Below are 24,504 nucleotides of genomic sequence, written 5' to 3' on the forward strand. Positions count from 1 at the left end.
CCCGGCAAACGCTACCAATTCAATAGCTGTCAGCGCTTATCTCACAAGCACTAGAAGCCAAAAACAATCAAACCTCCGCCCGCCCCAACCACTTCTCCCGCGCAATATAAGCCCGCACCCCCAGCCCCATGAACGGCTGGGGCGGCATCCGCGTCGGCCCACCCAACGCCAACGCATGCGCCAGCAATGGGTGGTCCTGCCCCAGCGCCAAATCCGCCGCCAAAGCCCCCAGCGCAGTGAACTTGACCACCCCCGCTCCGTTGCACCCCGCCACCCCATGCACCTGCGGGGCCAGCCGCCCCCAGCGCGGCGCACCATTGCGGGTGATGGCGATGGAGCCCTCCCAAAAATGCTCCAGCGCCACATCGCCCAGTTGCGGAAAACGCGCCGCAAACACCGCAGCGTGCTCACACCGCACCCGCTCGCGCACCGCTGGGCTGACGCGGAAATGCGGCGCATATTCAAACCCCTGGCGCACCAGAATGCGGTGGTCGTCCGTGTAACGCAGCGTAGCCCCGGTCACGGCGCTGGCAGGCGTCACGCCCCAGCCCTCGGGCGCACCCAGGCGGCTGCGCTGCTCGGGCGTGAGCGGCGCGGTCAGTGAGCCGAAGGTGACCAGCGGAAAGGTCTCTGCGCCCCAGGCACTGCCAAACAAGCCCAGCTGCTGCGCAAAGCCATTGGCCGCCAGCAGCAACTGCGGCGCACGCACGCGGCCCTGCGGGGTGTGCGCCACCACCCGGCCACCCGACAGGTCCAGCCGCTGCACCGGCGTTTGCTCGTGCAAGGTCACGTTGGCAGGCAACGCATCGGCCAAGCCCCGGCACAGCGCGGCGGGGTTGAGCAGCACGGTGCCCGGCGTGTAGAGCCCAGCGGCAAAGTAGCGGGTGCCCAGGCGTGCGGCCAGGGCGTTGCGGTCCAGCAGCTCGTGCGGAGCCCCCAGGGCGCGCAGCTCCTGCACATGGTGCTGCAGCGTGCGCTCCGCGGCGGGCGATACAGCGCAGTGGTACTTGCCTGCGCGGCGCCACTGGCAGTCGATGCGGTGCTGTGCCACCAGCCCCTCCAGGTCGTTCATGCCCGCCGTGAGCAAGGCCTGGTAGTGCGCGGCCTGGCGCAGTTCTTCGAGCGAGCTGCCAATGTTGTGCGGCACATCAATCGCAAAGCCCGAGTTGCGGCCTGAGGCGTTGTTGCCCACGGTGCCTGCGTCTACCACCACGATGTAGGCGTGCGGGCGCAGCTCGGCCAGGCGGCGCGCAGCGGCCAGGCCCGCAAAGCCCGCGCCCAGCACCAGCCAGTCGGCCAACACATCGCCCTGCAGCGCGGGACGCGGCGTGCGTGGGGGCAAGATGGCAGACCAGCCGTTGGTGGCGTCGTCGTTGGGCAGGCGCAAAGACCGAGAACCCTGCGAGGGCCGCAGGGTGGAATCCGCAGGTGCCATCACCGGGCCGCGCTGGTCAGGCGGCACAGCTGCAGCGCCAGGCGCTGCAGGGCCTGCCAGCCGTCCTGCGGCCAGTCGGGCTGCTTGAGGCCTTTGACAATGCCGTCCACCGTATGTGCCGACTGCAACAGGCGCGCCAGGGCGGCGTCGCTGGCCTTGGGCAGGATGCGTTCAAACAGCCGCTCCTTGGGGCCCCAGATGCGGTTCTCGCGCAGGGCCATGGGCAGTGGGCGGCCGGCGTTCATGGCGTCTTTCACGCGCTTGAGGGCACGGATGTCTTCGGCCAGCGCCCAGTGCACCAGCACTTCGGCCTCGCCCTCGGCCTGCAGGCCATCGAGCATGCGCTGCACGCGGGCGGTCTGCCCGGCGAGCACTGATTCGGACAGCTTGAACACGTCGTAGCGCGCCACGTTGAGCACGGCGGCCTCGACCTGGGCTTGCGTGAGTTCGCCCGCCGGGTGCAGCAGCGCGAGCTTCTGGATTTCCTGGTGCGCGGCCAGCAGGTTGCCTTCCACCCGGTCGGCAAAGAACTGCAGCGTGCGCTGGCCTTCCTCGCCCGCTACCACGCGCTGGCCCTGCGCGGCCAGGCGCTGGGCGATCCACTGCGGCAGCATGCCGCGCTCGATGGGGTCGATCTGAATAGAGACGCCGTTGCCTTCCAGCGCCGCAAACCAGGCGCCAGTGCGTGTGGCCTTGTCCAGGCGCGGCAGCATCACCAGCGTGAGGGTGCTGTCGTTGCCACGTGCGGATTCGGCCACCTGCTGCAGGGCCATGCTGCCGTCCTTGCCGGGCTTGCCTGAGGGGATGCGGATCTCGACGATCTGCTTGTCGGCAAACAGGCTGAGCGAGCCACCGGCGGCCAGCACGGCGCTCCAGTCGAAATGGGCGCCCGCCACGGTGTAGCTGCTGCGCTCGGTGTAGCCCTGGGCGCGGGCCGTGGCGCGGATGGCGTCGGCGGCTTCCTGCTGCAGCAGAGGCTCGTCGCCATGCAAGACATAAAGCGGCGACAGGCCCCGTTGAAGATGCTGAGAGAGTTGGGCCAGGGCGACTTGCATGCGGCAAAGTTTATCGCCTGGGCAGACCCGCCATCGCGCAAATTGCCAGCGGATGCCCTCACAGTGCACAAGGGAGGCCACGAACCGATCAGCTGCGGCGCTGTTCATTGGCGCCCAAAGCCCTGAGAATTCCCCCGGGCGCCAGCGCCCCGACCGCTCACTGCCACCCCCCAGAAAGTCAGACCGCCATGCCCCCCACCGCCCTGCGCAGAGCCCAGCCCACCAGCCTGATCGGCGCCCCCACCGATATCGGCGCCGGGGCGCGCGGGGCCTCCATGGGGCCCGAGGCCTTGCGTGTGGCGGGCCTGCAAGCGGCGCTGGAGTCCCACGGGCTGCAGGTGTTTGACCGGGGCAACCTGAGCGGTCCGGCCAACCCCTGGCAGCCGCCCGTGGACGGCTACCGCCACCTGCCCGAGGTGGTGGAATGGAACCAGCGCGTGTTCGATGCGGTGTATGCCGAGCTGCAGCTGGGCCACCTGCCCATCCTGCTGGGCGGCGACCACTGCCTGGGCCTGGGCAGCATCAGCGCCGTGGCCCGCCATTGCGCGGAGGTGGGCAAGAAGCTGCGGGTGCTATGGCTGGATGCCCACGCCGACTTCAACACCAGTGCACTGACGCCTAGCGGCAATGTGCATGGCATGCCCGTGGCCTGCCTGTGCGGATTTGGCCCCGAGGCGCTGACCGGGCTGGCCCGCATGCCGGGCGGTGGGCCTGCGCTGCACCCGTCACAGATCCGGCAGATCGGCATCCGCAGTGTGGACGCGGGCGAAAAGCGCTTTGTGCACGAGCAGGGCCTGGAGGTGTTCGACATGCGCTACATCGACGAGGTGGGCATGCGCCAGACCATGCAGCAGGCGCTGGCCGGGCTGGACGCGCACACCCACCTGCATGTGAGCTTTGATGTGGACTTTCTGGACCCCGACATTGCGCCCGGCGTGGGCACTACGGTGCCCGGCGGCCCCACCTACCGCGAGGCGCAGCTGTGCATGGAGATGATTGCCGACAGCGGGCGGCTGGCCTCGCTGGACATTGTGGAACTCAACCCCGCGCTGGATGTGCGCAACCGCACCGCCGTGCTGGCGGTGGACCTGGTGGAGTCGCTGTTTGGCAAGAGCACGCTGATGCGCGTGCCCTCGCATGGCCAGGGGCCAACGCTGAGCGCCTGAGCGCGCAGACGCTCAGAGCCGCTCCTAGCGCTTCGCAGCGGCCAGCCGGCGCATGAGCTGCTGCACCAGATCCGTCCGCATGTCGCGGTAGAGCAGCGCCTCTTCGGCTTCCTTGGCCAGCGCAATGGTTTCGTTGTAGCTGATGTCGCGCTGCTGCAGCAGCTCGGTGTCCGGAATCAGCTCCACGCCCGTGGGCGTGCGCAGGCGGAACTTGATGCGCAGGCGCAGCTGCAGCTCGCGCACTTGGCCCGACGCATTGAGGCCCACCACCACACGCTCCTGCTGCTCCTGCAGGAGGTCGAAAATGGCCTCTGCCGTCGGCATGCTGGCCGGGTCGCGCAGCAGCTTGAGCTGGCTGCCCGATCCGTCGAGCGTGCGCTGCAGCTCCCGCGCCAGCGGCGAGCTGGCAGGGGCCGCGATGTAGAGCGAGCCAAACCCGAACTCCGGCACGCCACGCAGCCGGAATCCGCAGGCAGACAACAGGGCCACGGGGGCCAGGCTGAGCAGGGTGCGTTTGTTCATGGGGTCAGACCACCACGTTCACCAGACGGCCGGGCACCACGATCACGCGCTTCGGATGAGCACCGGCAGCCTGGGCCACGAAAGCCTCGCTGGCCAGCGCAATGCGCTCGATCTCGGCCTTGTCGGCCTGGGCGGGCACATGGATGGAGCCGCGCAGCTTGCCGTTGACCTGCAGCATGAGTTCGATCTCGTCCTGCACCAGGGCGCTGGCATCGACCTGCGGCCAGGGCGCATCGAGCAGTTCGCCCAAGGCACCGGCGTAGCCCAGGCCCGCCCACAGGCTGTGGGCGATGTGCGGCGTGGCGGGGTACAGGCAGCGCAGCAGGATGCCAAAGCCTTCGATCAGCGCCACCTGGGCACCGGCCGAGTCGGTGGCCTTGAAGTCTTCGAGCGCGTTGATCATCTTCATCGCGCCCGAGACCACGGTGTTGTACTGCATGCGCTGGTAGTCGTAGTCCACCTGCTTGAGCACGTTGTGGATCTCCAGGCGCAGGGCTTTGGCCTCTTTGCCAAATTCGACATCTTTCAGGCTGCTGGCGCTAGCCACGCTTGCGGTAGCAGCTCCCATATCCATAGCAGACAGCTTCACGCCGAAGTTCCACACGCGGCGCAGGAAGCGGTAGCTGCCTTCCACGGCCGCGTCGTTCCACTCCAGCGTGGCTTCGGGCGGGGCGGTGAACATGGTGTACAGGCGGGCGGTGTCGGCGCCGTACTTCTCGATCAGGTCCTGCGGGTCCACGCCGTTGTTCTTGGACTTGGACATGGTGCCCACGCCCTCGTAGTCGATGGGCGTGCCCACGGGCAGCATGCCGTCGCCGCTGGTGGCTTCGTTCTTGAGCTTGGCGCCGATGATCTTTCCGCCTTCGTCCAGCACATGCTCCACGTCGTGCGGCCAGAAGTAGTCTTTGCCGCCCTTGGCGGTGCGGCGGCTGTAGATGTGGTTGAGCACCATGCCCTGCGTGAGCAGCTTGGTGAAGGGCTCATCGACCTTGACCAGCCCCAGGTCGCGCATGACCTTGGTCCAGAAGCGGGCGTACAGCAAGTGCAGGATGGCGTGCTCAATGCCGCCGATGTACTGGTCCATGCCGCTGCCGCCAGTGGCATGTTGCTGGTCCCGCATCCAGTAGGCGGTACCGTCTGCCACCATGGCGTCGGCATTCTTGGGGTCGCAATACCGCATGAAGTACCACGAGCTGTCCACGAAGGTGTCCATCGTGTCCGTCTCGCGGCGGGCGGGCTTGCCGCACACGGGGCAGGTCACGCCCGCGTGGAAGCCTTCGTGCTTGTGCAACGGGTTGCCCGAGCCGTCGGGGATGCAGTCTTGCGGCAGCACCACGGGCAGGTCTTTTTCAGGGACCGGCACGGCGCCGTGTTCTTCGCAATGGATGATCGGGATCGGCGTGCCCCAGTAGCGCTGGCGGCTCACGCCCCAGTCGCGCAGGCGCCAGGTGGTCTTCTTCTCGCCCAGGCCCTTTTGCTCCAGCGCATGGGCCACGGCGTTCACGGCTTCTTTGTACGACAGGCCGCTGAAACTGTCGGAGTTGATGGTGACGCCGCGCTGCTTGTCGCCGTACCAGTCGTTCCACTGGTGGTAGTCAAAGTGCTCTCCATCGACCAGCACGACCTGCTTGATCTCGATGCCGTACTTGAGGGCGAACGCAAAGTCGCGCTCGTCGTGGGCGGGTACGCCCATCACGGCGCCATCGCCGTAGCCCATCAGCACGTAGTTGCCGACCCAGACTTCGACCTTTTCGTCGGTGAGCGGGTGCGTGACGAACAGGCCCGTGGGCACGCCCTTCTTCTCTTGCGTGGCCAGCTCGGCCTCGGTGGTGCCACCGCTCTTGCATTCTTCGATGAAGGCCTTGAGCGCAGGGTTGGTCTTGGCGGCGTGGGCGGCCAGCGGGTGCTCCGGCGCCACAGCGCAGAAGGTCACGCCCATGATGGTGTCGGCGCGCGTGGTGAACACGTACATCTTGCCGTCGCCGATCAGTGCGCCGTCGTCGCCAGCGATGTCGTGCGTGAATGCAAAGCGCACGCCTTCGCTCTTGCCGATCCAGTTCTCCTGCATCAGCTTGACGCGCTCGGGCCAGCCGGGCAGCTTGTCGCCGGTCACAAAGCCCAGCAGCTCTTCGGCGTAGTCGGTGATCTTGAGGTAGTAACCGGGGATCTCGCGCTTTTCCACGGTGGCGCCCGTACGCCAGCCCTTGCCGTCAATCACCTGCTCGTTGGCCAGCACGGTCTGGTCCACCGGGTCCCAGTTCACGACCTGGGTCTTGCGGTAGGCAATGCCTTTTTCCAGCATCTTCAGGAACAGCCATTGGTTCCATTGGTAGTACTCGGGGTCGCAGGTGGCGACTTCGCGGCTCCAGTCGATGGCCAGGCCCATGGCCTGCATCTGCTTTTTCATGTACGCGATGTTTTCGTACGTCCACTTGGCGGGTGGCACACCGTTCTTGAGCGCCGCGTTCTCGGCGGGCAGTCCAAACGCGTCCCAGCCCATGGGCATCAGGACGTTGTGGCCGTTCATGCGCAGGTAGCGCGTGAGCATGTCGTTGATGGTGTAGTTGCGCACGTGGCCCATGTGCAGCTTGCCGCTGGGGTAGGGCAGCATGGAGCAGGCGTAGAACTTCTTCTTGCTCGTGTCTTCCGTCACGCGGTAGGCGTCGGTGGCGGTCCAGTGGTCGTGCGCCGCGCGTTCGACGTCTTGGGGAGAGTATTTGTCTTGCATGGGAGCTCGGGGGTGAGAGAAGAGTGCAGCCGCAGGGCCGCGCTGCAGGGATTTTAGGCGGTCAGGGACTGGCACCAGCGTGCCAGCAGCCGGGGTGGGTCAGCGGGACGGGGCTGGAGACGCAGGCGACACAGGATTCGCCGCAGGTTCGGCCACAAATCCGATGCGCTGCAGCCCGGCCAGGTGGGCCGCGCCCATGACTTCGACCACGCGGCCATAGGGCACGGCAGCGTCGGCGCGCAGCTGCACCTCGGTGTCAGGGCGCTCGGCGCCAATGCGGCGCAGGCGCTCGGCCAGCGCAGCCTGCGACAGGGGCTGGTCATCCAGAAACGCCTGGCCCGAGGCGTCGACCACCAGCGTGACGAATTGTGGGGCCGTGCCGGGCGTGGCGCCTTCGGTGCGCGGCAGGTCCAGCCGGATGGAGCTGGCCAGCAGCGGCGCCGTCAGGATGAAGATCACCACCAGCACCAGCATCACGTCCACCAGCGGCGTCATGTTGATGTCGCTCATGGGCTGCGGCCCGGTGGTGCGTTCGAGTCGTCCGAAACTCATGCCCCCACGCTCCCCGCTGCGCGTGGTTCGCTGCCCCCCAAGGGGGCTGACCCGCCTTGGGGCGGCCCGGCGGCGGGTCGGATCGCATTGCTCAGACCTGCTGTGGTGCCAGTCAAACTCTGTACGGGCGCCGTGTCGATGACCAGCTCTCGCAGATCGCGCGCAAACCCTTCCAGGTCAGCCTCAATGCGCCCGAGCAGGCGGCCAAACACGTTGTAGGCCAGCACGGCAGGGATCGCCACGGCCAGCCCGGCCGCCGTCATGACCAGGGCTTCGCCCACGGGGCCGGAGACGCGGTCGATGGTGATCTGCCCCGCACCTGCCACGGCCGTGAGCGCGTGGTAGATGCCCCACACGGTGCCCAGCAGCCCTACGAACGGCGCCGTGGAGCCCACCGTGGCCAGCAGCACCTGGCCAAACTGCAGGCGCCCCAGTACATCGTGCAGGGCGTCGCGCAGCACGCGGGTGAGCCGCTGTGACAGGCTGCCGGCCGTGGCCAGCGTGGGTGGGGTCACACCGTCGTGATTTGCTATCAAATTTGCAGCATCCACCAAAGGAAGCACTAGCGCATCCCGGTCAAAAGACTGCAAGCGCTGCTGCGCCAGGAGCAGCGAGGGCGCCTGCCAGAACGCGGCCGTGCAGCGGGCTACATCGGCACTGGCGCGGCGCATGAGCCGCAGCTTCCACACAATGACCACCCAGCTCGCCACCGACATGGCCAGCAAGACCAGCGCCGCACTTTGCGTGACAGCATCACCTTGGCGCCACCAGTGGAGCGCGTCCATGAGAGTCGGCGTGTCAGTTCAAGCCCAGCACGTCGAACATATCGAACATGCCAGTCTTGTGGGCCGCCAGGAAACGCACGGCACGCAGGGCGCCCTGCGCATACGTGGCGCGGCTGGAAGACTTGTGCGTGACCTCGATGCGCTCGCCAATGCCCGCGAACAGCACGGTGTGGTCGCCCACGATGTCGCCGCCCCGGATGGCCGCAAAGCCGATGCTGGAGGGGTCGCGCTCGCCCGTCACGCCTTCGCGGGCGTACACGGCGCAGTCCTTGAGATTGCGGCCCAGGGCTTCGGCAATCACCTCGCCCATCTTGAGTGCTGTGCCCGAGGGCGCATCGACCTTGTGCCGATGGTGGGCTTCGATGATTTCGATGTCGTACCCCGTGGCCATGGCCTTGGCGGCCATTTGCAGCAGCTTGAGCGTGACGTTCACGCCCACGCTCATATTGGGCGAGAACATGACGGCGGTGCGCTGTGCGTAGGCGTCGAGTTCGGCCTTTTGCGCATCGGTGAAGCCGGTCGTGCCGATGACGGCTTTCACGCCCAGTTCGGCGCATACCGCGAGGTGGGCCAGCGTGCCTTCGGGGCGGGTGAAGTCGATCAGCACCTCTGCGTTCTTGAGGCCCGACGCCACGTCGGCCGTGATGGCCACCCCGCTGGCGTAGCCCAGAAAGGCGGTGGCGTCCGAGCCGATGGCGGGACTGGCGGCCACGTCCAGCGCACCAGCCAGTACGCAGTCGTCACTGGCGCGGATGGCCTCGATCAGCATGCGGCCCATGCGGCCCGAGGCCCCGGCAACGGCTACACGAAGGGGGGATGCCGCGGGGGCCGCTGGCGAAGAACTCGCAGTCATGGAAAGGTCCTGTTCAATGAAAGGGCAGCGAGCGCAAAAGGCGCACTGCCAGTGCCGCAGGGATCAGCGCGCGGGCGCTTCGAGCGGCGGGTAACTGGTGGTGACCGGCAGCGCAGGCGTGGTTGCAGCCGCTGGCGCGGGGCGCTCCTTCACCGGGTATTTGGCCAGTTGCTCCGGCGTGGCCTCCAGCACCGGCGTCTTGCCCTTGGCGCCATCGCGCGCACCCAGCGTGGCGACGAATTCGGTCTCGGTCGGCATTTCATCGCCTTCGGAGCGCTCCAGGGCATCGCCCTTGAAGAACACGGTCAGCTTGCGGGTCTGGATTTCTTCACCAGGGCGTTTGAGCGTGAACACGTACTCCCAGCGGTCCGCATGGAACAGGCTGGTGACCAGGGGTGTCCCGAGGATCTCGCGCACCTGCTGGCGGCTCATGCCAGGCTGCAGGGCTTCGACTTGCTCGCGGGACACGAAATTGCCCTGCACCACGTCCACCCGGTAGGGTTTGACGATGCTGGCGATGCGACTGCCGGCGCCATCCAGACTGCCGCAACCGGTCAGGGCAGCCATGCTGGCACCGATCAACATAACCAGGCCCAGACGGGCGCTGTAACGGGCTTGGACGGGCATGGGTAAAAGGCCAAAGGATATGATCGTCCCATTGTAGCGGCAGCCCCTCCAGCCCCCGAGGCCGCTGCCCGCCCCTCCCCCACAGAGCCAGCCATGACCAATATAGACGAACTCAAAAGCACGGGACTCAAGGCCACACTGCCCCGCCTGAAGATTCTGGAGATTTTCCAGAAAGGTGCGCAGCGCCACATGACGGCGGAAGACGTGTTCCGCGTGCTGCTGGAAGAACGCTCGGACATCGGCCTGGCCACCGTGTACCGGGTGCTCACGCAGTTCGAGCAGGCCGGCATCCTGATCCGCAGCAACTTCGAGAGTGGCAAGGCGGTGTACGAGCTCAATGAGGGGCAGCACCACGACCACTTCATCTGCACCTCGTGCGGCAAGGTGGAAGAGTTCTACGACGCAGAGATCGAAAAACGCCAGCATGCGGTGGCGAAGGCCAAGGGCTGGGTGGTACAGGACCACACCATGGCGCTGTACGGCCAGTGCGCTGCCTGCGCGAAGAAATGACTCCCCCTGAGCCGCCTTCGGCGTCTTCCCCCAGAGGGGGACGCTCCCAGCCCTGCGGGGCGGCCCTTGCGCGGGAGCCCTGGCATGGGCCGCGCCAGTTTCGTCGGCCTGAGCGCCGCTAGCCGCCGGTATCGCGCTCCATGGCGCGGCGGTGGCGCTCGACGAACTCCTGGTATGTGTCGATGCCGCGCAACTGCAGGATGGTGTTGCGCACGGCGGCTTCGACCAGCACAGCGATGTTGCGACCGGCCACCACCTGGATCACGACCTTGAGCACGGGCACACCCAGCACATCCTGAGTGAGCGGCTCGTACGGCAGGCGCTCGTAGTCCCGCTCCATCGTTTCCTTGCGCACCAGGTGCACGATGAGCTTGAGGCGCATCTTGCGGCGCACGGCCGTCTCGCCAAAGATGGCGCGGATGTCGAGCAGGCCAATGCCGCGCACTTCCAGCAGGTTCTGCAGGAGTTCGGGGCACTTGCCCTCGATGGTGGTCTGGTTGATACGGAACAGGTCCACCGCATCGTCGGCCACCAGGCCGTTGCCTCGCGAGATCAGCTCCAGGCCCAGTTCGCTTTTGCCCAGGCCCGACTCGCCGGTGATCATCACGCCCAGGCCCAGGATGTCCATGAACACGCCGTGCATCGTGGTGCGGTCGGCAAAGTGCTTGGACAGGTAGGCGCGCAGCACGTCGATGACAAACGCCGACGACTCGTGCGTGGAGAACATCGGAATCTGCGCACGCTCGCACATCGACACCAGCGCATCGGGGGCGGTCTGGTTATCGGCCAGCACCAGAACCGGCGGCTCCAGCGTCACGATGCGGGCAATGCGGCGCTTGCAATCGTCGGGAGACGCGTTGCTCAGGTAGGCGATTTCGCGCTCGCCGAGGATCTGGACCCGGTAGGGATGGATGTAGTTGAGGTAGCCGACCAGGTCGGCGCCGGAACGCGCTGAGCGCACGGCCACTTCGTCAAAGCGGCGCTCTGAGGCGCCAAGACCCGCCACCCATTCCCACTTCAGCAGGCCGCGAAATTCCTCAAAAAGGACGTCGGCACTGACAACATTGGGCTTCACGGCGGTTCAGTCAGTGCAAAAAAACGGTGTGGGGGAGGGCGTGTAGTGCAGGAACTCAGGCGGCCTGCGTGGACTGCCAGCCTGCAATCATGCCGTGCAACTCCGTGGCATCGGTGCAGGCCTTGAGTTTCTCCCGCAAGGCCGAGTCGCTGAGCAGCTCGGCAATTTCGGACAGGATTTCCAGATGCTTTTGCGTCGCCGCCTCGGGCACCAGCAAAAAGATCAGCAGACCGACCGGCAATTCGTCCGGCGCGTCGAAGCCGATGGGGTTGAGTAACTGGAACACCGCGGCCATCGGTGCCTTGAGGCCCTTGATGCGCCCATGGGGAATGGCCACGCCATGACCGAGCCCGGTGGAGCCCAGGCGCTCGCGTGCAAACAGACTGTCGGTGATCAGGGCGCGCGACAGCCCATGCTGGCTCTCGAACAGCAGACCCGCTTCTTCAAAAGCACGCTTCTTGCTGGTGGCGTCCACGCTCACAAGCACTTGAGCGGAGGGCAGGATGGAGGCGAGTCGGTTCATGGTCAAGGGTAACAATTATGCACATATTGGCAAAAACCCTGAGGGCAACAAAAAACCGCCCAAAAGGGCGGCTGCTTTGCCAGGCTCAGGGCTGGCGCATCAAGCATTCAGTTCGCGCTTGACGGCTTCGTGGTGGTGGTCTTGCAAACGATCCTTGTGGCGCACGACCTGACGGTCCATCTTATCAACCAACTCGTCCACAGCGGCATACAGGTCGGCGTGGGAGCTTTCCGCAAACAGGTCGCTGCCCTTGACATGAATATTGCATTCCGCTCGCTGTCTCTTTTCCTTTTCCTTTTGCTTCTCTACCGTCAGCAGTACCTTGACATCGACAACTTGGTCAAAATGGCGGGTGATCCGATCCAGCTTGGTGGTGACGTAGCTGCGCAAGGCGGGGGTAACTTCGAGGTGGTGACCGCTGATCGTCAAGTTCATAAATAAGTCTCCTGTGGCTCTCGGTGGAAAAACGCCGCCCTGGATCAGAGGAGCGGCTCGGCGAACTTGGATGCATCCGTTGACGTGAGTTCACTATGCCCCCGCCCTCCCCGAAAAGCAATCCCATACCGCCGCAGGCCACTGGGTTATGCCCGGCAAGGTGCCAAGCGCTCCAAAAGCGCGCACAATGAGCGGATTGGAGGGGCCGTAGATTCCTGCGCAAGATCCCCCTCAACGGGCTGACGGCGCCGCACCATGGAGCTTGAGCCGGCCCACCACCAGCATCGATAGCGCGCTGGCACTGATGCCCACCAGCGCGGCCACCCAGTAGTTCTGCACCAGCCCCTGCGCATCGCGGCTGATCAGCACCCCACCCACAAAAGACGCGACCCCCATCGAGGCCGATTGCACAGACGCGTTCAGTGTCATGAAGGTCCCCCGCAACGGCGCGTGCGCCGCCGAGGCGATGATGGCCATGCCCGGGATCATGCGGCCGCTGACAAACGTGAACATCAGCGTCGACACGATCAACACCCCCCACAGCGGCAACCCCTGCACCAGGGTGATGCCAAGGATGCATGGCAGGCCCGCCAAGGCCAGCCAACGAAACGTCGGCACCTTGCCGCGCCGGTCGGTCATCCGCCCGAACAGCCGCGCCGTGAACAAGGTCACCACCCCGCCGCACAGGTACACCAGCGGCACCTGGTCGGCGCGCACGCCGGCATTCGTCTGCATGTAAATGGTGATGTACGGGATCACCGTAAAACCTGTAAACATCAGCAACGCCGAGAACAGAAAGGCCCACCGGTGGTTGCCATCGGCCAGCACCTGCGTGATGCCGCCCAATACAGACCGCCCGTTCGCAGCCTGCACATGGCCCGTCATGGTTGGCAGCGTGCGGGCAGCCTGCACAGCCAGCACACCCACCATGACGGCAATGCCAATGAACGGCAGGTTCCAGCCCCCGTACTGCGCAAGGATCAGGCCCAGAGGCACCCCCGCCACCGTGGACACAGAAAACGACGTCATCACGATGCCCATGGCGCGCCCGCGCCGCTCAAAGGGCACTACATCGGCCACGATGGTCTGCGACAAGGCCGACAGCACGCCGCCAAAAGTCCCCGCGAGAATGCGCGCCACCATCAGCGTGCCGTAGGTGGGCGCCAGGCCGCAGGCCAGCGTCGCCAGCCCAAACAGGCCGTAGAGCACCAGCAGCAGCCGCTTGCGACCGAATCGGTCGATGTAGGTCGAGGCCAGCAGGCCCGACGCACCGGCCGACAGCGTGTAGGCAGACACCAGCAACCCAAACTGCGCGTCGCTGATCGCGAACAGCTGCGTCAGCTGCGGCCCCAGCGGCATCATGATCATGAAGTCGAGGATGTGGGTGAACTGGATGCCTGCCAGCGTCAGCAGCAGCCACAGCTCGCGGCGGGGAGAAAGGGCAGGGGAAGAAGACACGGCAGACGGCCACAAAGGCCCAGGCGGGTTCAGGGCCGCCCAGTGTGCCGCATGCGTACCGGGCGCGCACCCCTGCCGCCGCAAGCCCCTGGGAAACCTCCGCGCTCCAGGCCGACGCGTAAAATCGCCGGGTTGCGCCCAGGCCTGGCCTGCCGCACCCCCTCCCCTACGTTCTTCGGCCTGCCCGCAGCGGATACCCACCGCCCACACCGACACCATGACCCAGCCCAGCCCCACCGCCCTGCACACTTCGGCCCTGACTTCGCTGCCCCTGCTGGCACGCGGCAAGGTGCGCGACAACTACGCCGTGGGCGACGACCGTATCCTGATGGTGGCCAGCGACCGCCTCTCGGCCTTCGACGTGATCATGGGCGAACCCATCCCCGGCAAGGGTGAGCTGCTCACGCAGATGGCCCTGTTCTGGTTCGACAAGCTCGGCCACATCTGCCCCAACCACCTCACAGGCGACGCCCCCGAGAGCGTGGTGAGCCCTGAAGAGGCCCCCCAGATCCGTGGCCGCTCGATGCTGGTGCAGCGCCTCCAACCCATCCCGGTCGAAGCCGTGGTGCGCGGCTACCTGGCCGGCAGCGGCTGGAAGGAATACCAGGAGTCGCGCTCGGTCTGCGGTGTGCCCCTGCCCGAAGGCCTGACCAACGCCGCCAAGCTGCCCGAACCCATCTACACGCCCGCTGCCAAGGCCGCCATGGGCGAGCATGACGAGAACATCACATTCGAACGCACGGTGGAGATGATCGGTCTGGACCTGGCCACCCGCATCCGCGACCTGAGCATTGCAATCTACAAGGCCGCAGCCGACATCGCGCTCACCAAGGGCATGATCATTGCCGACACCAAGTTCGAGTTCGGCCTGGCGCCCGATGGCACGCTGGTGCTGATGGACGAGGTACTGACCCCCGACAGCTCCCGCTACTGGCCCGTGGAAGGCTACGCCGAGGCCCTGGCCAAAGGCGAAAACCCGCCCAGCTATGACAAGCAGTTTGTGCGTGACTGGCTGGAACAGGCCCAGGTCAATGGCAAACCCTGGGACAAGACAGCGCCCTCGCCCCGCCTGCCCCAGGCGGTGATCGAGAAGACAGCGGCCAAATACCGCGAGGCGCTGGAGCGGCTGACCTCGGCGTAAACGTTTCCGAGGCGGCTTCTTGGGGACCGGGTCCTTCCGGCTTCCGCTGATCTTTTGAAAGCATGGGGCAGCCGCCTGGCCGTGCGCCCGCCAGGCTGTTGCGCGATGCAAGCCCGACGCCGCCTTCAGCTCAGCGGCGTCTCGGCCGCCTCAAACCGCAACAAGGGCTCGCCGTCTGCTCCTCGCAGCACCAGCCGGGTGCCGTCCTGGCGAAAGCCTTGCACCGCCAACAGAGCTTCAAAATAACGGGTCTCGATCCCGCTGCTCTGCAGACACAAAGCGATGTTGGACACCAACTGGCCCAAACGCAGCCGCCCGCTTTGCGGCTGCCACTCGTAGTCGGCCAGAAAGCGGTTGCAACCGCCCGAACCGATCACCCGCGCCTCCTCTGCCTGAAAAACCAGGTGGGGAGCCACCGCGCCATCGGAAGGGCTTGGGATGGTTTCTCCCGCCATCTCGACGAGCCGCCAATGGGTCAGCAACAAGGGTACCGACGCCTCCACCGTGGCGGCCTGCGGCAGCATCCGCTGCATTTGAACGTCGACATGGCGGTAGGCGGCCTCCTGGGGCACGGGGTAGCGCCTGTCGCTGGCGAGCAGCAAACGCCCCTCCAAGGTCACGGTGGCCCGCACCTCGTAACGCCCCTTGGGCGCAAACCGCATCGAAGGGTAGGGAATCCGCAATGCGTAGGGAGGCTGGCCCGCAGGCGCTCGACGCTGTCGCCCCAGGACGACGGGCGGTTGGTCCGGCTGGGTGACATCCAGCAGCGTGGCCTCAAACACCGCCTCGGGGGGAAACACAACGCGCTCTCGTGACAGCGCCACACCCGTCACGACAGCATCCGGTTCAGGGGGGCGGGTGGCGCAGCCAGCCAGCCCCAGCACTCCCCAGAAAAGACTGCAGTACAGCCCGCGGCGGGCCCAGCCAGCACAGTGCCCCTTGCGCCCGGGTCGAAGCACCATGGCGAGTGCCGTGGTCGCCCTGCTCACCCCTTCAACCTCTCGCCACCCTCAGCTCAGCACCACGCTGGACAGCCGCCGCCGGTAGGTGGCTACCACAGGGTCTTCGGGCGGGATCTGGCCCTCGGCGACCTTGGGCTTGGGGGCCTCGATCAGTTCAAGGATGGCGACATAGGTCTTGCGGGCGGCCTCTTCGCCCCACGCCTTGTCGCGCATGAGGATTTCGAGCAGCTCGTCCATGGCATCGGTCCAGCGCTGCTGGGTGATGAGCCAGCGGGCGCGGGCATAGCGGGTGTCGAAATCCCGCTTGTTGGCCGCGATTTTTGCTTCGAATCCGGCTTCAGCGGAGGCGTCATATGCGCCAGACGCTACGAAATCAAGAGCATCCATCCAGGCCTTGAGGGCCCCCAGCTTGCGCGACATGGCGGCCTTGGCGATCACGGGGGCAAACGCCACCTTGGCATCGTCCTCGCGCCCCAGCTGCAGCAGCAGCTTGACGTAGTCAAAGCGCGCGTCATCGTTGGCAGGGTCGGTGACGACGGCGTGCTGCAGTTTCTCCAACGCGGTGCCGGTGTCACCTTCTGCCAGAGCTTCCAGTGCCTCCTCTTCCTCCGCCTCGGCCACCATTTCTTCGGCGGTGGGTACGTGCTTGTCGAGGAAAGCGCGCACCTGGCCTTCGGGCAAGGCGCCCATGAAGCCGTCCACAGGCTGGCCATTCATCAGCAGCACACAGGTAGGAATGCTGCGGATGCCGAACATGCCCGCCAGCTGCTGCTCCTGGTCGGAGTCGATCTTGGCGAGCTTGAAGCGGCCCGCGTATTCCGTCTCCAGCTTCTCCAGCACCGGCCCCAGGGACTTGCAAGGGCCACACCAGGGCGCCCAGAAGTCCACCAGCACGGGCACATTCATCGAGGCGGCAACCACCTCGGCTTCAAAGTTCTCTACGGTGACGTCAATCATGATGGTGTGGGGCTTAGAACCTGTGGAACAAACAGTTTGCGCGCTATTTTGGCCCATCGAAACAGCCCCATACCCGCCAGGGGAGCGCAAAAAGTAAAATCGCGGGTTCCACCTACAGCGGCTGGGCAGACAAAGCCTGCCCGCCAGCACCCTCCACACCATGAAACCCATCCAGATCGGCGTGGTCATGGGTTCCAGCAGCGACTGGGACACCATGCAGCATGCAGTGCAAATCCTTGAACAGTTCGGCATCGCGCACGAGGCCCGCGTGGTCTCGGCCCACCGCATGCCCGATGACATGTTTGCCTACGCCGAGGCCGCCGCCAGCCGGGGCCTGAAAGCCATCATCGCCGGGGCCGGCGGCGCCGCCCACCTGCCCGGCATGATTGCCGCCAAGACCCCTGTGCCCGTGCTGGGCGTGCCCGTGGCCAGCCGCCACCTGCAGGGTGTGGACTCGCTGCACAGCATTGTGCAAATGCCCAAGGGCATCCCGGTAGCGACCTTTGCCATTGGCACGGCCGGTGCAGCCAACGCGGCCCTGTTTGCCGTGGCCCTGCTGGCCAACGAGAGCCCCGACCTGCGCCAGCGCCTGGAAGCCTTCCGCGCCGAGCAGACGGAAGTGGCCCGCAACATGACCCTGCCGCCCGCCGCATGACCGCCAGTGACCTGAAGCCTTTGCTCCCCGGTGCGACCCTGGGCGTGCTGGGTGGCGGCCAGCTGGGCCGCATGTTCGTGCACCAGGCGCAGGCCATGGGCTACTTCACGGCCGTGCTGGATGCCGACCCGACCAGCCCCGCCGGGTTGGTGAGCCACCACCACATCCAGACGGGCTACGAAGACCCGCAGGGCCTGGCCGAGCTGGCCCGCCTGTCGGATGCGGTGACCACCGAGTTCGAGAACGTGCCCGCCGCTGCATTGGCCGCCCTGGCCACGCAACGCCCGGTATCGCCCGCCGCCAGCGCCGTGTCGGTGGCGCAAGACCGTGCGCGCGAGAAGGCGCACTTTGTGGCCTGCGGCGTGCCCTGCGCACCGTATGCGGTGATCGAAACGGCCGAACAACTGGCCGCCGTATCGCCCGACCTGCTGCCCGGTATTCTGAAAACGGCCCGCATGGGCTACGACGGCAAGGGCCAGGTGCGCGTGAAGACGCCCGCCGAGCTGGCCGCCGCGTGGGAGTCCGTCGGCAAGGAGCCTTGCGTGCTGGAGAAGATGCTGCCGCTGCAGCTGGAATGCTCCGTCATCGTGGCGCGCGGTGCCGATGGGGACATGGTGCACCTGCCCGTGCAGCGCAATCTGCACCGTGACGGCATCCTGGCTGTGACAGAGGTTTATGAAGGAAATCTGCCGCAAGCGCTAGTGGATCAAGCGGTGGCCGCTGCGAAATCTGTAGCACAGGGACTCCAGTACGTGGGCGTGCTGTGCGTGGAGTTCTTTGTGCTGCAGGACGGCAGCCTGGTGGTCAATGAGATCGCTCCGCGCCCGCACAACAGCGGCCACTACAGCCAGAACGCCTGCGATGTGTCGCAGTTCGAGCTGCAGGTGCGCACCATGGCGCGCCTGCCGCTGACGCAGCCCCGCCAGCACAGCGCCGCCGTCATGCTGAACCTGCTCGGCGACCTGTGGTTTGCCCACGGCGACGCGGCGCAAACCCCTGCCTGGGCCGAGGTGCTGGCCTTGCCCGGTACGCACCTGCACCTGTATGGCAAGCACGATGCCAAGCGCGGCCGCAAGATGGGCCACCTGAACATCACCGCCGCCACCCCCGAGGCTGCGCGCGCCACAGCCCTGCAGGCGGCAGCGCTGCTGGGCATCGAGCCCTTCTGAGCCGGGCCCCTCCCATGATCCTCGACGGCAACGACCCCCAGGCCATCGCCACCGCCGCGCGTGCTGTGCGCAGCGGCGCCCTGCTCGGCCTGCCCACCGAAACGGTGTACGGCCTCGCGGCTGATGCCAGCAGCGATACCGCCGTGGCGCAGATCTTTGCCGCCAAGGGGCGACCCAGCGACCACCCGCTGATCGTGCATGTGGCCAATGCCGAGGGCATTGCGCATTTCGCCAGCACGGTGCCCGCGTTCGCCCAGAAGCTGGTCGATGCCTTCTGGCCGGGCCCGCTCACGCTCATCCTGCCGCGCCTGCCCGGTGTGGCCACCGCCGCCACCGGCGGGCAGGACAGCGTGGGACTGCGCTGCCCCGCGCACCCCGTGGCCCACGCCCTGCTGCTGGCCTGCGCAGCAGCGGGCGATGGCAAAGACGCCGGTGGCCCGCCCGTGTGGGGTGTTGCAGCCCCCAGCGCCAACCGTTTTGGCCGCGTGAGCCCCACCACCGCCCAGCACGTACAGGACGAGCTGGGTGCCGAGCTGCTGGTGCTGGACGGCGGGCCCTGCGATGTGGGCATTGAAAGCACCATCGTGGACTGCACGCGCGGTGTGCCTGTGCTGTTGCGGCCCGGCGCCATCACCCGAGCGCAGATTGCAGCGGCTTGCGGTGTGCCTCCACTGTCCAAGGAAGACCTGCCCACGGCCACACCCCGCGCTTCGGGCACGCTGGAGGCCCACTACGCCCCCAGCGCCAAGGTGCGGCTGATGGATGCCAAGGCGCTGCAGACCAGCCTGGACCTGCTGGGCGCCGAGGCCGCCCACATCGCGGTCTATGCCCGCGCTGCACTGCGCACCCAGTCCTCCAAGCTGGTCATGCGGCGCATGCCCGACGACGCGGCCGCCACGGCGCAGCAGCTGTTCGCCGTGCTGCGCGGGTTTGACGATGAGGGCGTGAAGCTGATCTGGATCGAAGCCCCGCCCGCCAGCCCCGAGTGGGAAGGCGTGCGCGACCGCCTGCAGCGCGCATCCGCAGCCTGACCCGGCACGATGGCGCCGCTTTACATCCGTTGACTTTGCGTCGTTAAACTACCCCCCACTTTTCTGGAGAAATACATGGCAGCAAATTGGATGCGCCGCACCATCATGGTCGCCGCATGTGCGTCGGCCGCGTTGCTCGCGGCCTGCGGTTCCAGCACCACCGAATCGGCCATCTCGCCCCAGCGCTTCATTGCGTTCGGCGACGCCATGAACGATGTGGGGCAAAACGGCTCGCGTTACACCGTCAATGACGGCAGCGTCAACAACTGGACCCTGCAACTGGTCGCCAACTATGGCAAGTCGCTCGCTCCGGTCTCCGCAGGCGGCCTGAGCTATGCCACCGGCAACGCCCGCGTCAGCGCCAAGCCCGACGCGGCTGGTAACGCCAGCACCCGCACCGTCACCGAGCAGATCGACACCTTCCTGACCAGCGGCAGCTTCGCAGCCACCGACGTGGTGATCGTGAGTGGCGGCGTCAGCGACGTGATCGCTGGCATGGCGGCTGTGAACGCAGGCACGCAGACCGAAGATGCCATGGTGGCTGCTGCTCGCAAGGCTGGTGAAGACCTGGCAGCCCAGGTACGCCGCCTGGTGACGGCCGGCGCCAAGTATGTGGTGGTGACCGGCACCTACGACCTGAGCAAGACCCCGTGGGCCAAGACCATCGGCCGCGAGGCCCTGCTGACCAACGCCAGCAGCCGCTTCAACGAAGGCCTGCTCGTGGGCATCGTGGACCTGGGCGCCAACGTGCTGTACGTGGACTCGGCCTATTACGTGAACCTGTACACCAGCGTGCCTGGCAACTATGGCTTCAACAACTCCACGGCGGCGGTGTGCACATCGGTGGACGCCAACAACGGCATCGGCATTGGTGCAGGCCAGGTCAATTCGGCCCTGTGCAACACCTCCACGCTGCTGTCGGGTGCCAGCGCTACCTCGTTCGTGTTTGCCGACACCGTGTACCTCACGCCGTCGGCCCAACGCCAGTTTGGCACCTACGCCTACGACCGCCTGCGCGCGCGCTGGTAAGCCGGCACGCTCCGGGTTCTCCCCAAATAAAAAGGCCGCCCACCGGGCGGCCTTTTTATTTGGGGCGGCGGGTCCGCTCCTTGTGGAGGTCAGAACCGGTACACCACACCCAGCGCCACCACGTTGGGATTGAGCTTGACGTCGATGGTCTGGCCCGTGGACAGCGTGTTACGCGTCTTCACAAAGGTCTTGTAATACGCCACATCCAGCGACCACTGTTCGTTGAGCGCGATGCTCACACCCACCTGTGGCGTCAGACCAAACCGCGACTCGGCACTCAGCGTGGTGGGGCGCGAGGGGTTGCCACCGGTCAGCCCGGTCAGCGCAGCGGTGCCGCGTTCCTTGAAGAACTTGGCGTAGGTCACGCCCAGGCCCACATAGGGGCGCACCCGGGCATTGGCCTCCAGAAAGCGGTACTGCGCGAACACGGTCATGGGCAGCACCTTGACCTCGCCGATCTTGCCCACACCGCCGATGGCCCCCGCACCCATGATGTCGTGCTTGAAGGGCAGCGCCAGGGGCACGTCCACCGCCCAATGGTCGGTGAGCATGTAGGTGATGCCGCCCGCCAGTTGCGTGTCGGCACGCACGTCCACCTTGGTGCCTGTGAAGCTGGGCGCGGACAGGTCGCCGCTGGTGACCTGCGGCGAGATTTGCGTGGCGCCCGCGCGTACCAGCCAGTTGCCTGCGGTTTGCGCCTGGGCACCGCCGGACAGGGTGATCGCCAGGGCGGCCAATGCGCCAGCCAGGGAAGGAGAAATGGTTGTGGTTTGCATGGTGTGTGAACCCTTCAACAGCCGATTACAGCCAGCCAGCGCGGGCCAGCGAACGCGATACCAGCTGGCTGACCAGCTGGTGGCCATACGGCGTGGGGTGGAAGCTGTCGGAGAACGCGTAGGTCTTCCACCAGTCCGCACCACCCGTGGCGCCTGCGGGCGGTGTCTGTGCCGACAGGGCGGCTGCCGTGCAGGTGGGGAAGGTATAGGTGGGCAGGCCGTCAGCACCCAGGCCCGTGATGGGGCATGCGGTGTATTTGGCGTTGGTCAGCCCGAACTGCGCAGGGTTGGCCACCTGGTCGTTGAACGAGGTGTAGAAGTCCACCACCACCACCTTGCTGTTGCCCGCAAAACGTTTGGCCAGCTGGGCGTTGAAGGCTTCGAGCCAGGCCTTGAGCAGGCCCTGCACCTGCGCACTGGCGGCAGCGCCCGCTGACGCCGTGATGCCGCCGAGCACCTGCTGCAGGCGCGGCGTCTTGTCGATGGCAGGCATGTTGAGCACCGCCACACGCTGTGCGCCCTTGCTCAAGGCATTGGCTTCGATCGCGTCGTGGAACTTGTCGGCCAGCGCCACCATGTAGGCGCCACCCACCTGGGCCTGGCCCGTGGCACCGCCCGCGAGGCCTGCGTTCACCGTGGCTGCAGGCAGCAAGGTGGACAGCAGCGCGCCGAAGGCCTTGCCGCCGTCCTTGGAGGCCGACAGGTAGGCACCAATGAGGTCCGCGGCATCGTTGCCACCACCGTCGATCAGCAGCAGGTCGCCCGCGCTGAAGCCGTCGACGCCGGCATCGGTCAGTTGCTTGACGATGGAGACAGGCGACGTGGGTGCCGTGAAGTTGTTGATGCGCCCGCCGCCGATGGCGTAGTTGGTGCAGCCCGCCGCATTGTTGAAGGCACTGCCGGTGAACGCATAGCGGGGGCAGAGCGTGTTGCTGTAGCTGCTGGCCACCAGCTCCGGCCAGATGGGTGTGGACGATGGGCCCGTGGGCGCACTGCCCTGCACCGTGAACTTGAAGCCAAACGTGCCGCTATCGGCAATGCTGTCACCCATGACCTTGACGGTCTTGATGGGCGCCACCGGAGCGGTGTCGGCACCGCCGCCTCCGCACGCCACCAGCAGCGACGCTGCCGCCAGAGAAACCCACAAAGCCTTGCGCTGAAAAACCATCGGTATCACTCCTGTTATCGTAAAAATAGAACGACCGTGCTATTCCTCGCGGATCATATTCGCCAACGCAAAAAAGCCCCACCGGGTAAATACCGGTGGGGCTTAGGGGTGGGGTTCTAAAAGCCTGCGAACCCCTTGGGGGCTTCACGCAGGCATCACAGCCGTCACTTGACGGTGTCGAACACCGCCTTGGCCTGCGCGTGGCAGAACGGCGGCTCGTAGGTGCCGTGGTAGCTGCCGTAGTAGGTGGCAAAAGCTGCCGAGGTGGGGTCGGTGGGTGCCTTGCCGCCAGGACCATAGGTGGCCTGGATGGCAGCGTCCACATCCACCGTGTTCACATTCGTCACACCCCGGCTGTCGAAGTCGGCTTTCATGACGGCCATGTGAACTGCTGGGGGCACGGTGGGGTCGCCTGCGCCACCACACAACATGACGCGCGCCTTGGGGGTCCAGCCCAGCAGGTCGTTCTTTTTGGCGGCCAGATACAGTGGATGGGTGGTGCTGGTCTGCGAACCGGTGATGAACGCCGACTGGAACAGCGCGTCACGCGCCTGGTTAGGCGTGCCCGCAGGCAGCGTGCCCGTGGTCACCAGGGTGGTGTAGTTGAGCGTGGGGTTGGGCAACAGGTTCTCGATGTAGCCGGAGTACGGCGCCTTGAACACATCCTTCACGTCGGTGTAGACGGTGCCATAGACCTTCTGCCAGGCCGTGACGAGGTAGGGCACAAAGAACTGCACACCAGCGATCGCGTCTGGAATGCGCAGCGAACCCGACAGGTTGTAGGGGCCGGCCAAGTGAGCGCCCGCGACCACGTTGAATTCGTTGCCGTAGTCCCGCTCGGCGGCGCGCTGCGCCGCCATGGACGAGTGGCCGCCCTGCGAGTACCCGGTGAACATCACCTTGCCCGACAGCGTGGCGCCCACCGTGCTTGCCGCATTGCGTGCTGCACGCACCGAGTCGATGACCGAGGTGGCTTCCGAATCGGCATGCAGGTAGGGGTGGTAGCTGTAGCCCGACTTGGCAAAGCCCAGGTAGTCGGTGGCCACCACGGCATAGCCCTGCGCGGCGTACATGGCGGCCAGCAGGAAGGTTTCGCTGTCCTGCGGGTTCGCCAGGGTGCGGGGCTTTTGCACATCGGTGCCCTTGGCGTAGGCCACCAGTGGAGCGGCCGTGGTGCATGTGCCGGCGGGCACCAGCATCACGCCCGAGGCGTTGGTGTTCTCGCCGCTCTTGGCACCCACGGTCGCATAGTTCAGAGACACCACCTTCACGTCACATTTGGCCTTGCCGCTGATCGCCTGCAGGCCGCTGCTGGCCGTGGCCGCATCGATCTGCGCCACGGTGAGCGTGGTGAGCGTGGCGGGAGGGTCAATCAACGCGCCGCGCGCCGGGTCGTCAGAGCCACCGCAGGCGACAAGCAGGACCGCTGCAGCGGCCACACAGGTAAGGCGGAAATAGGTCATGGATGGATACCTCGGTCAGTGAAGAACGACGCATCGTGCGCGCACCTGCGCTGCAGCATCCATAGGGGATAACGCGGGAGGCCGCACGCCGCCAGACACCTAGGCGACAGCGCGCCGGGGCCCGCGTGACCGGTCAGTCGGGACGGTGCACGCCGTACAGCACCTTCATCCCCAGGATGGTGCCCGCCAGGGCCAGAGTGATGGCATTGGCCACCACGATGGGCCAGGCTGCCAGCGCCAGGCCGTAGGCCAGCCACAGTGCCACGCCCACCGTGAAAACGCTGTACATGCCCAGCGAGATACCGCTGACGTCGCGGGTGCGAAAAGTGTGCAGGGCCTGGGGCACAAAGCTGCAGGTGGTCAGGCAGGCGGCGAGGTAGCCGATCAGTTCGTGGAGTTGCATGGTGGGGAAGAAGCGAGGCAGCGCCG

At 66.2% G+C, this 24,504-nt stretch carries 24 protein-coding genes and 1 pseudogene; 7 read left to right on the plus strand and 18 right to left on the minus strand.

What is annotated here, in order from left to right; genetic code table 11:
- Positions 1–67: 67 nt before the first annotated feature.
- Together C8C99_RS13355 and holA are read right to left on the minus strand one after the other, a co-directional pair.
- Positions 68–1,462 (minus strand): FAD-binding oxidoreductase, encoded by a 1,395-nt coding sequence (locus C8C99_RS13355; RefSeq protein ID WP_233247220.1) that lies wholly within the window; start codon positions 1,460–1,462, stop codon positions 68–70.
- Positions 1,435–2,490: a DNA polymerase III subunit delta gene (holA, locus tag C8C99_RS13360; protein ID WP_108625995.1), complete on the minus strand. Its 1,056-nt coding sequence runs from the start codon at positions 2,488–2,490 to the stop codon at positions 1,435–1,437. The genes C8C99_RS13355 and holA overlap by 28 nt, the downstream gene beginning before the upstream one ends.
- Before the next feature lie 188 nt (positions 2,491–2,678).
- Here holA and rocF point away from each other — a divergent pair, with 188 nt between their 5' ends.
- Positions 2,679–3,656 carry an arginase gene (gene rocF / locus C8C99_RS13365; RefSeq protein WP_108625996.1) on the plus strand — a complete coding sequence of 326 codons (978 nt, stop codon included), beginning with the start codon at positions 2,679–2,681 and terminating at the stop codon, positions 3,654–3,656.
- Positions 3,657–3,680: 24 nt separating this feature from the next.
- Here the strand turns inward: rocF and lptE are convergent, their stop codons facing one another.
- The 6 genes and pseudogenes from lptE to C8C99_RS13395 all read right to left on the minus strand — a co-directional run bounded on the left by lptE (position 3,681) and on the right by C8C99_RS13395 (position 9,723).
- Complete coding sequence (lptE, locus tag C8C99_RS13370; RefSeq protein WP_056068079.1) at positions 3,681–4,178, minus strand: LPS assembly lipoprotein LptE; 498 nt, start codon at positions 4,176–4,178, stop codon at positions 3,681–3,683.
- A gap of 4 nt (positions 4,179–4,182) precedes the next feature.
- Positions 4,183–6,906, minus strand: coding sequence for a leucine--tRNA ligase (gene leuS / locus C8C99_RS13375; protein WP_108625997.1), 2,724 nt, complete (start codon positions 6,904–6,906; stop codon positions 4,183–4,185).
- A gap of 99 nt (positions 6,907–7,005) precedes the next feature.
- Positions 7,006–7,458: a biopolymer transporter ExbD gene (locus C8C99_RS13380; RefSeq protein WP_099731888.1), complete on the minus strand. Its 453-nt coding sequence runs from the start codon at positions 7,456–7,458 to the stop codon at positions 7,006–7,008.
- 128 nt (positions 7,459–7,586) lie between these two features.
- Positions 7,587–8,243 (minus strand): annotated as a pseudogene (locus tag C8C99_RS13385) (MotA/TolQ/ExbB proton channel family protein); the annotation flags it as partial.
- A 13-nt stretch (positions 8,244–8,256) separates the two neighbouring features.
- Complete coding sequence (gene dapB, locus C8C99_RS13390) at positions 8,257–9,096, minus strand: 4-hydroxy-tetrahydrodipicolinate reductase (protein WP_108625998.1); 840 nt, start codon at positions 9,094–9,096, stop codon at positions 8,257–8,259.
- A gap of 63 nt (positions 9,097–9,159) precedes the next feature.
- Complete coding sequence (locus tag C8C99_RS13395) at positions 9,160–9,723, minus strand: outer membrane protein assembly factor BamE (RefSeq protein WP_108625999.1); 564 nt, start codon at positions 9,721–9,723, stop codon at positions 9,160–9,162.
- Positions 9,724–9,816: 93 nt separating this feature from the next.
- Here C8C99_RS13395 and fur point away from each other — a divergent pair, with 93 nt between their 5' ends.
- Entirely contained in the window at positions 9,817–10,233 is a 417-nt protein-coding gene (fur, locus tag C8C99_RS13400) for a ferric iron uptake transcriptional regulator (RefSeq protein ID WP_056643713.1), read from the plus strand.
- 118 nt (positions 10,234–10,351) lie between these two features.
- Here the strand turns inward: fur and hprK are convergent, their stop codons facing one another.
- The 4 genes from hprK to C8C99_RS13420 form a co-directional block, all read right to left on the minus strand.
- Positions 10,352–11,308, minus strand: coding sequence for an HPr(Ser) kinase/phosphatase (gene hprK, locus C8C99_RS13405; RefSeq protein ID WP_056643715.1), 957 nt, complete (start codon positions 11,306–11,308; stop codon positions 10,352–10,354).
- 55 nt (positions 11,309–11,363) lie between these two features.
- On the minus strand, positions 11,364–11,831 hold the full coding sequence (locus C8C99_RS13410) for a PTS sugar transporter subunit IIA (protein WP_015016130.1): 468 nt from the start codon (positions 11,829–11,831) through the stop codon (positions 11,364–11,366).
- A gap of 99 nt (positions 11,832–11,930) precedes the next feature.
- Entirely contained in the window at positions 11,931–12,266 is a 336-nt protein-coding gene (gene hpf / locus C8C99_RS13415; RefSeq protein ID WP_056643717.1) for a ribosome hibernation-promoting factor, HPF/YfiA family, read from the minus strand.
- A 231-nt stretch (positions 12,267–12,497) separates the two neighbouring features.
- Positions 12,498–13,724 (minus strand): MFS transporter, encoded by a 1,227-nt coding sequence (locus tag C8C99_RS13420; protein ID WP_108627157.1) that lies wholly within the window; start codon positions 13,722–13,724, stop codon positions 12,498–12,500.
- A gap of 217 nt (positions 13,725–13,941) precedes the next feature.
- Between C8C99_RS13420 and C8C99_RS13425 the strand changes: the two genes are divergently transcribed.
- Positions 13,942–14,865, plus strand: a complete 924-nt coding sequence (locus tag C8C99_RS13425; protein ID WP_056643719.1) for a phosphoribosylaminoimidazolesuccinocarboxamide synthase — start codon at positions 13,942–13,944, stop codon at positions 14,863–14,865.
- Positions 14,866–14,990: 125 nt separating this feature from the next.
- Here the strand turns inward: C8C99_RS13425 and C8C99_RS13430 are convergent, their stop codons facing one another.
- Positions 14,991–15,827 carry an META domain-containing protein gene (locus C8C99_RS13430; RefSeq protein WP_108626000.1) on the minus strand — a complete coding sequence of 279 codons (837 nt, stop codon included), beginning with the start codon at positions 15,825–15,827 and terminating at the stop codon, positions 14,991–14,993.
- A 48-nt stretch (positions 15,828–15,875) separates the two neighbouring features.
- Positions 15,876–16,784: a thioredoxin gene (gene trxA / locus C8C99_RS13435; protein ID WP_056643721.1), complete on the minus strand. Its 909-nt coding sequence runs from the start codon at positions 16,782–16,784 to the stop codon at positions 15,876–15,878.
- 160 nt (positions 16,785–16,944) lie between these two features.
- Between trxA and purE the strand changes: the two genes are divergently transcribed.
- The 4 genes from purE to C8C99_RS13455 all read left to right on the plus strand — a co-directional run bounded on the left by purE (position 16,945) and on the right by C8C99_RS13455 (position 20,668).
- Positions 16,945–17,439, plus strand: a complete 495-nt coding sequence (gene purE, locus C8C99_RS13440) for a 5-(carboxyamino)imidazole ribonucleotide mutase (RefSeq protein WP_056643723.1) — start codon at positions 16,945–16,947, stop codon at positions 17,437–17,439.
- Positions 17,436–18,608 carry a 5-(carboxyamino)imidazole ribonucleotide synthase gene (locus C8C99_RS13445; RefSeq protein WP_108626001.1) on the plus strand — a complete coding sequence of 391 codons (1,173 nt, stop codon included), beginning with the start codon at positions 17,436–17,438 and terminating at the stop codon, positions 18,606–18,608. Before purE ends, C8C99_RS13445 begins: the two co-directional genes overlap by 4 nt.
- Before the next feature lie 14 nt (positions 18,609–18,622).
- A complete protein-coding gene (locus tag C8C99_RS13450) occupies positions 18,623–19,639 on the plus strand; it encodes an L-threonylcarbamoyladenylate synthase (protein WP_108626002.1) in 1,017 nt (338 codons plus the stop codon).
- A gap of 75 nt (positions 19,640–19,714) precedes the next feature.
- Positions 19,715–20,668, plus strand: a complete 954-nt coding sequence (locus C8C99_RS13455) for an SGNH/GDSL hydrolase family protein (protein ID WP_108626003.1) — start codon at positions 19,715–19,717, stop codon at positions 20,666–20,668.
- A gap of 89 nt (positions 20,669–20,757) precedes the next feature.
- Here C8C99_RS13455 and C8C99_RS13460 read toward each other — a convergent pair whose 3' ends face one another.
- The 4 genes from C8C99_RS13460 to C8C99_RS13475 all read right to left on the minus strand — a co-directional run bounded on the left by C8C99_RS13460 (position 20,758) and on the right by C8C99_RS13475 (position 24,478).
- Positions 20,758–21,444 carry an OmpW family protein gene (locus C8C99_RS13460; RefSeq protein ID WP_056643730.1) on the minus strand — a complete coding sequence of 229 codons (687 nt, stop codon included), beginning with the start codon at positions 21,442–21,444 and terminating at the stop codon, positions 20,758–20,760.
- Positions 21,445–21,469: 25 nt separating this feature from the next.
- Positions 21,470–22,612, minus strand: coding sequence for an SGNH/GDSL hydrolase family protein (locus tag C8C99_RS13465; RefSeq protein ID WP_056643732.1), 1,143 nt, complete (start codon positions 22,610–22,612; stop codon positions 21,470–21,472).
- Between the two features lie 164 nt (positions 22,613–22,776).
- A complete protein-coding gene (locus tag C8C99_RS13470; protein ID WP_056643734.1) occupies positions 22,777–24,075 on the minus strand; it encodes a lipase family protein in 1,299 nt (432 codons plus the stop codon).
- A 133-nt stretch (positions 24,076–24,208) separates the two neighbouring features.
- The gene (locus C8C99_RS13475) at positions 24,209–24,478 is read right to left on the minus strand and encodes a SemiSWEET transporter (protein ID WP_056643736.1); all 270 of its coding nucleotides are present in this window, start codon (positions 24,476–24,478) and stop codon (positions 24,209–24,211) included.
- Positions 24,479–24,504 lie beyond the last annotated feature (26 nt).

This window comes from Acidovorax sp. 107, assembly GCF_003058055.1.
In the GTDB taxonomy this organism is placed as follows: domain Bacteria; phylum Pseudomonadota; class Gammaproteobacteria; order Burkholderiales; family Burkholderiaceae_C; genus Acidovorax.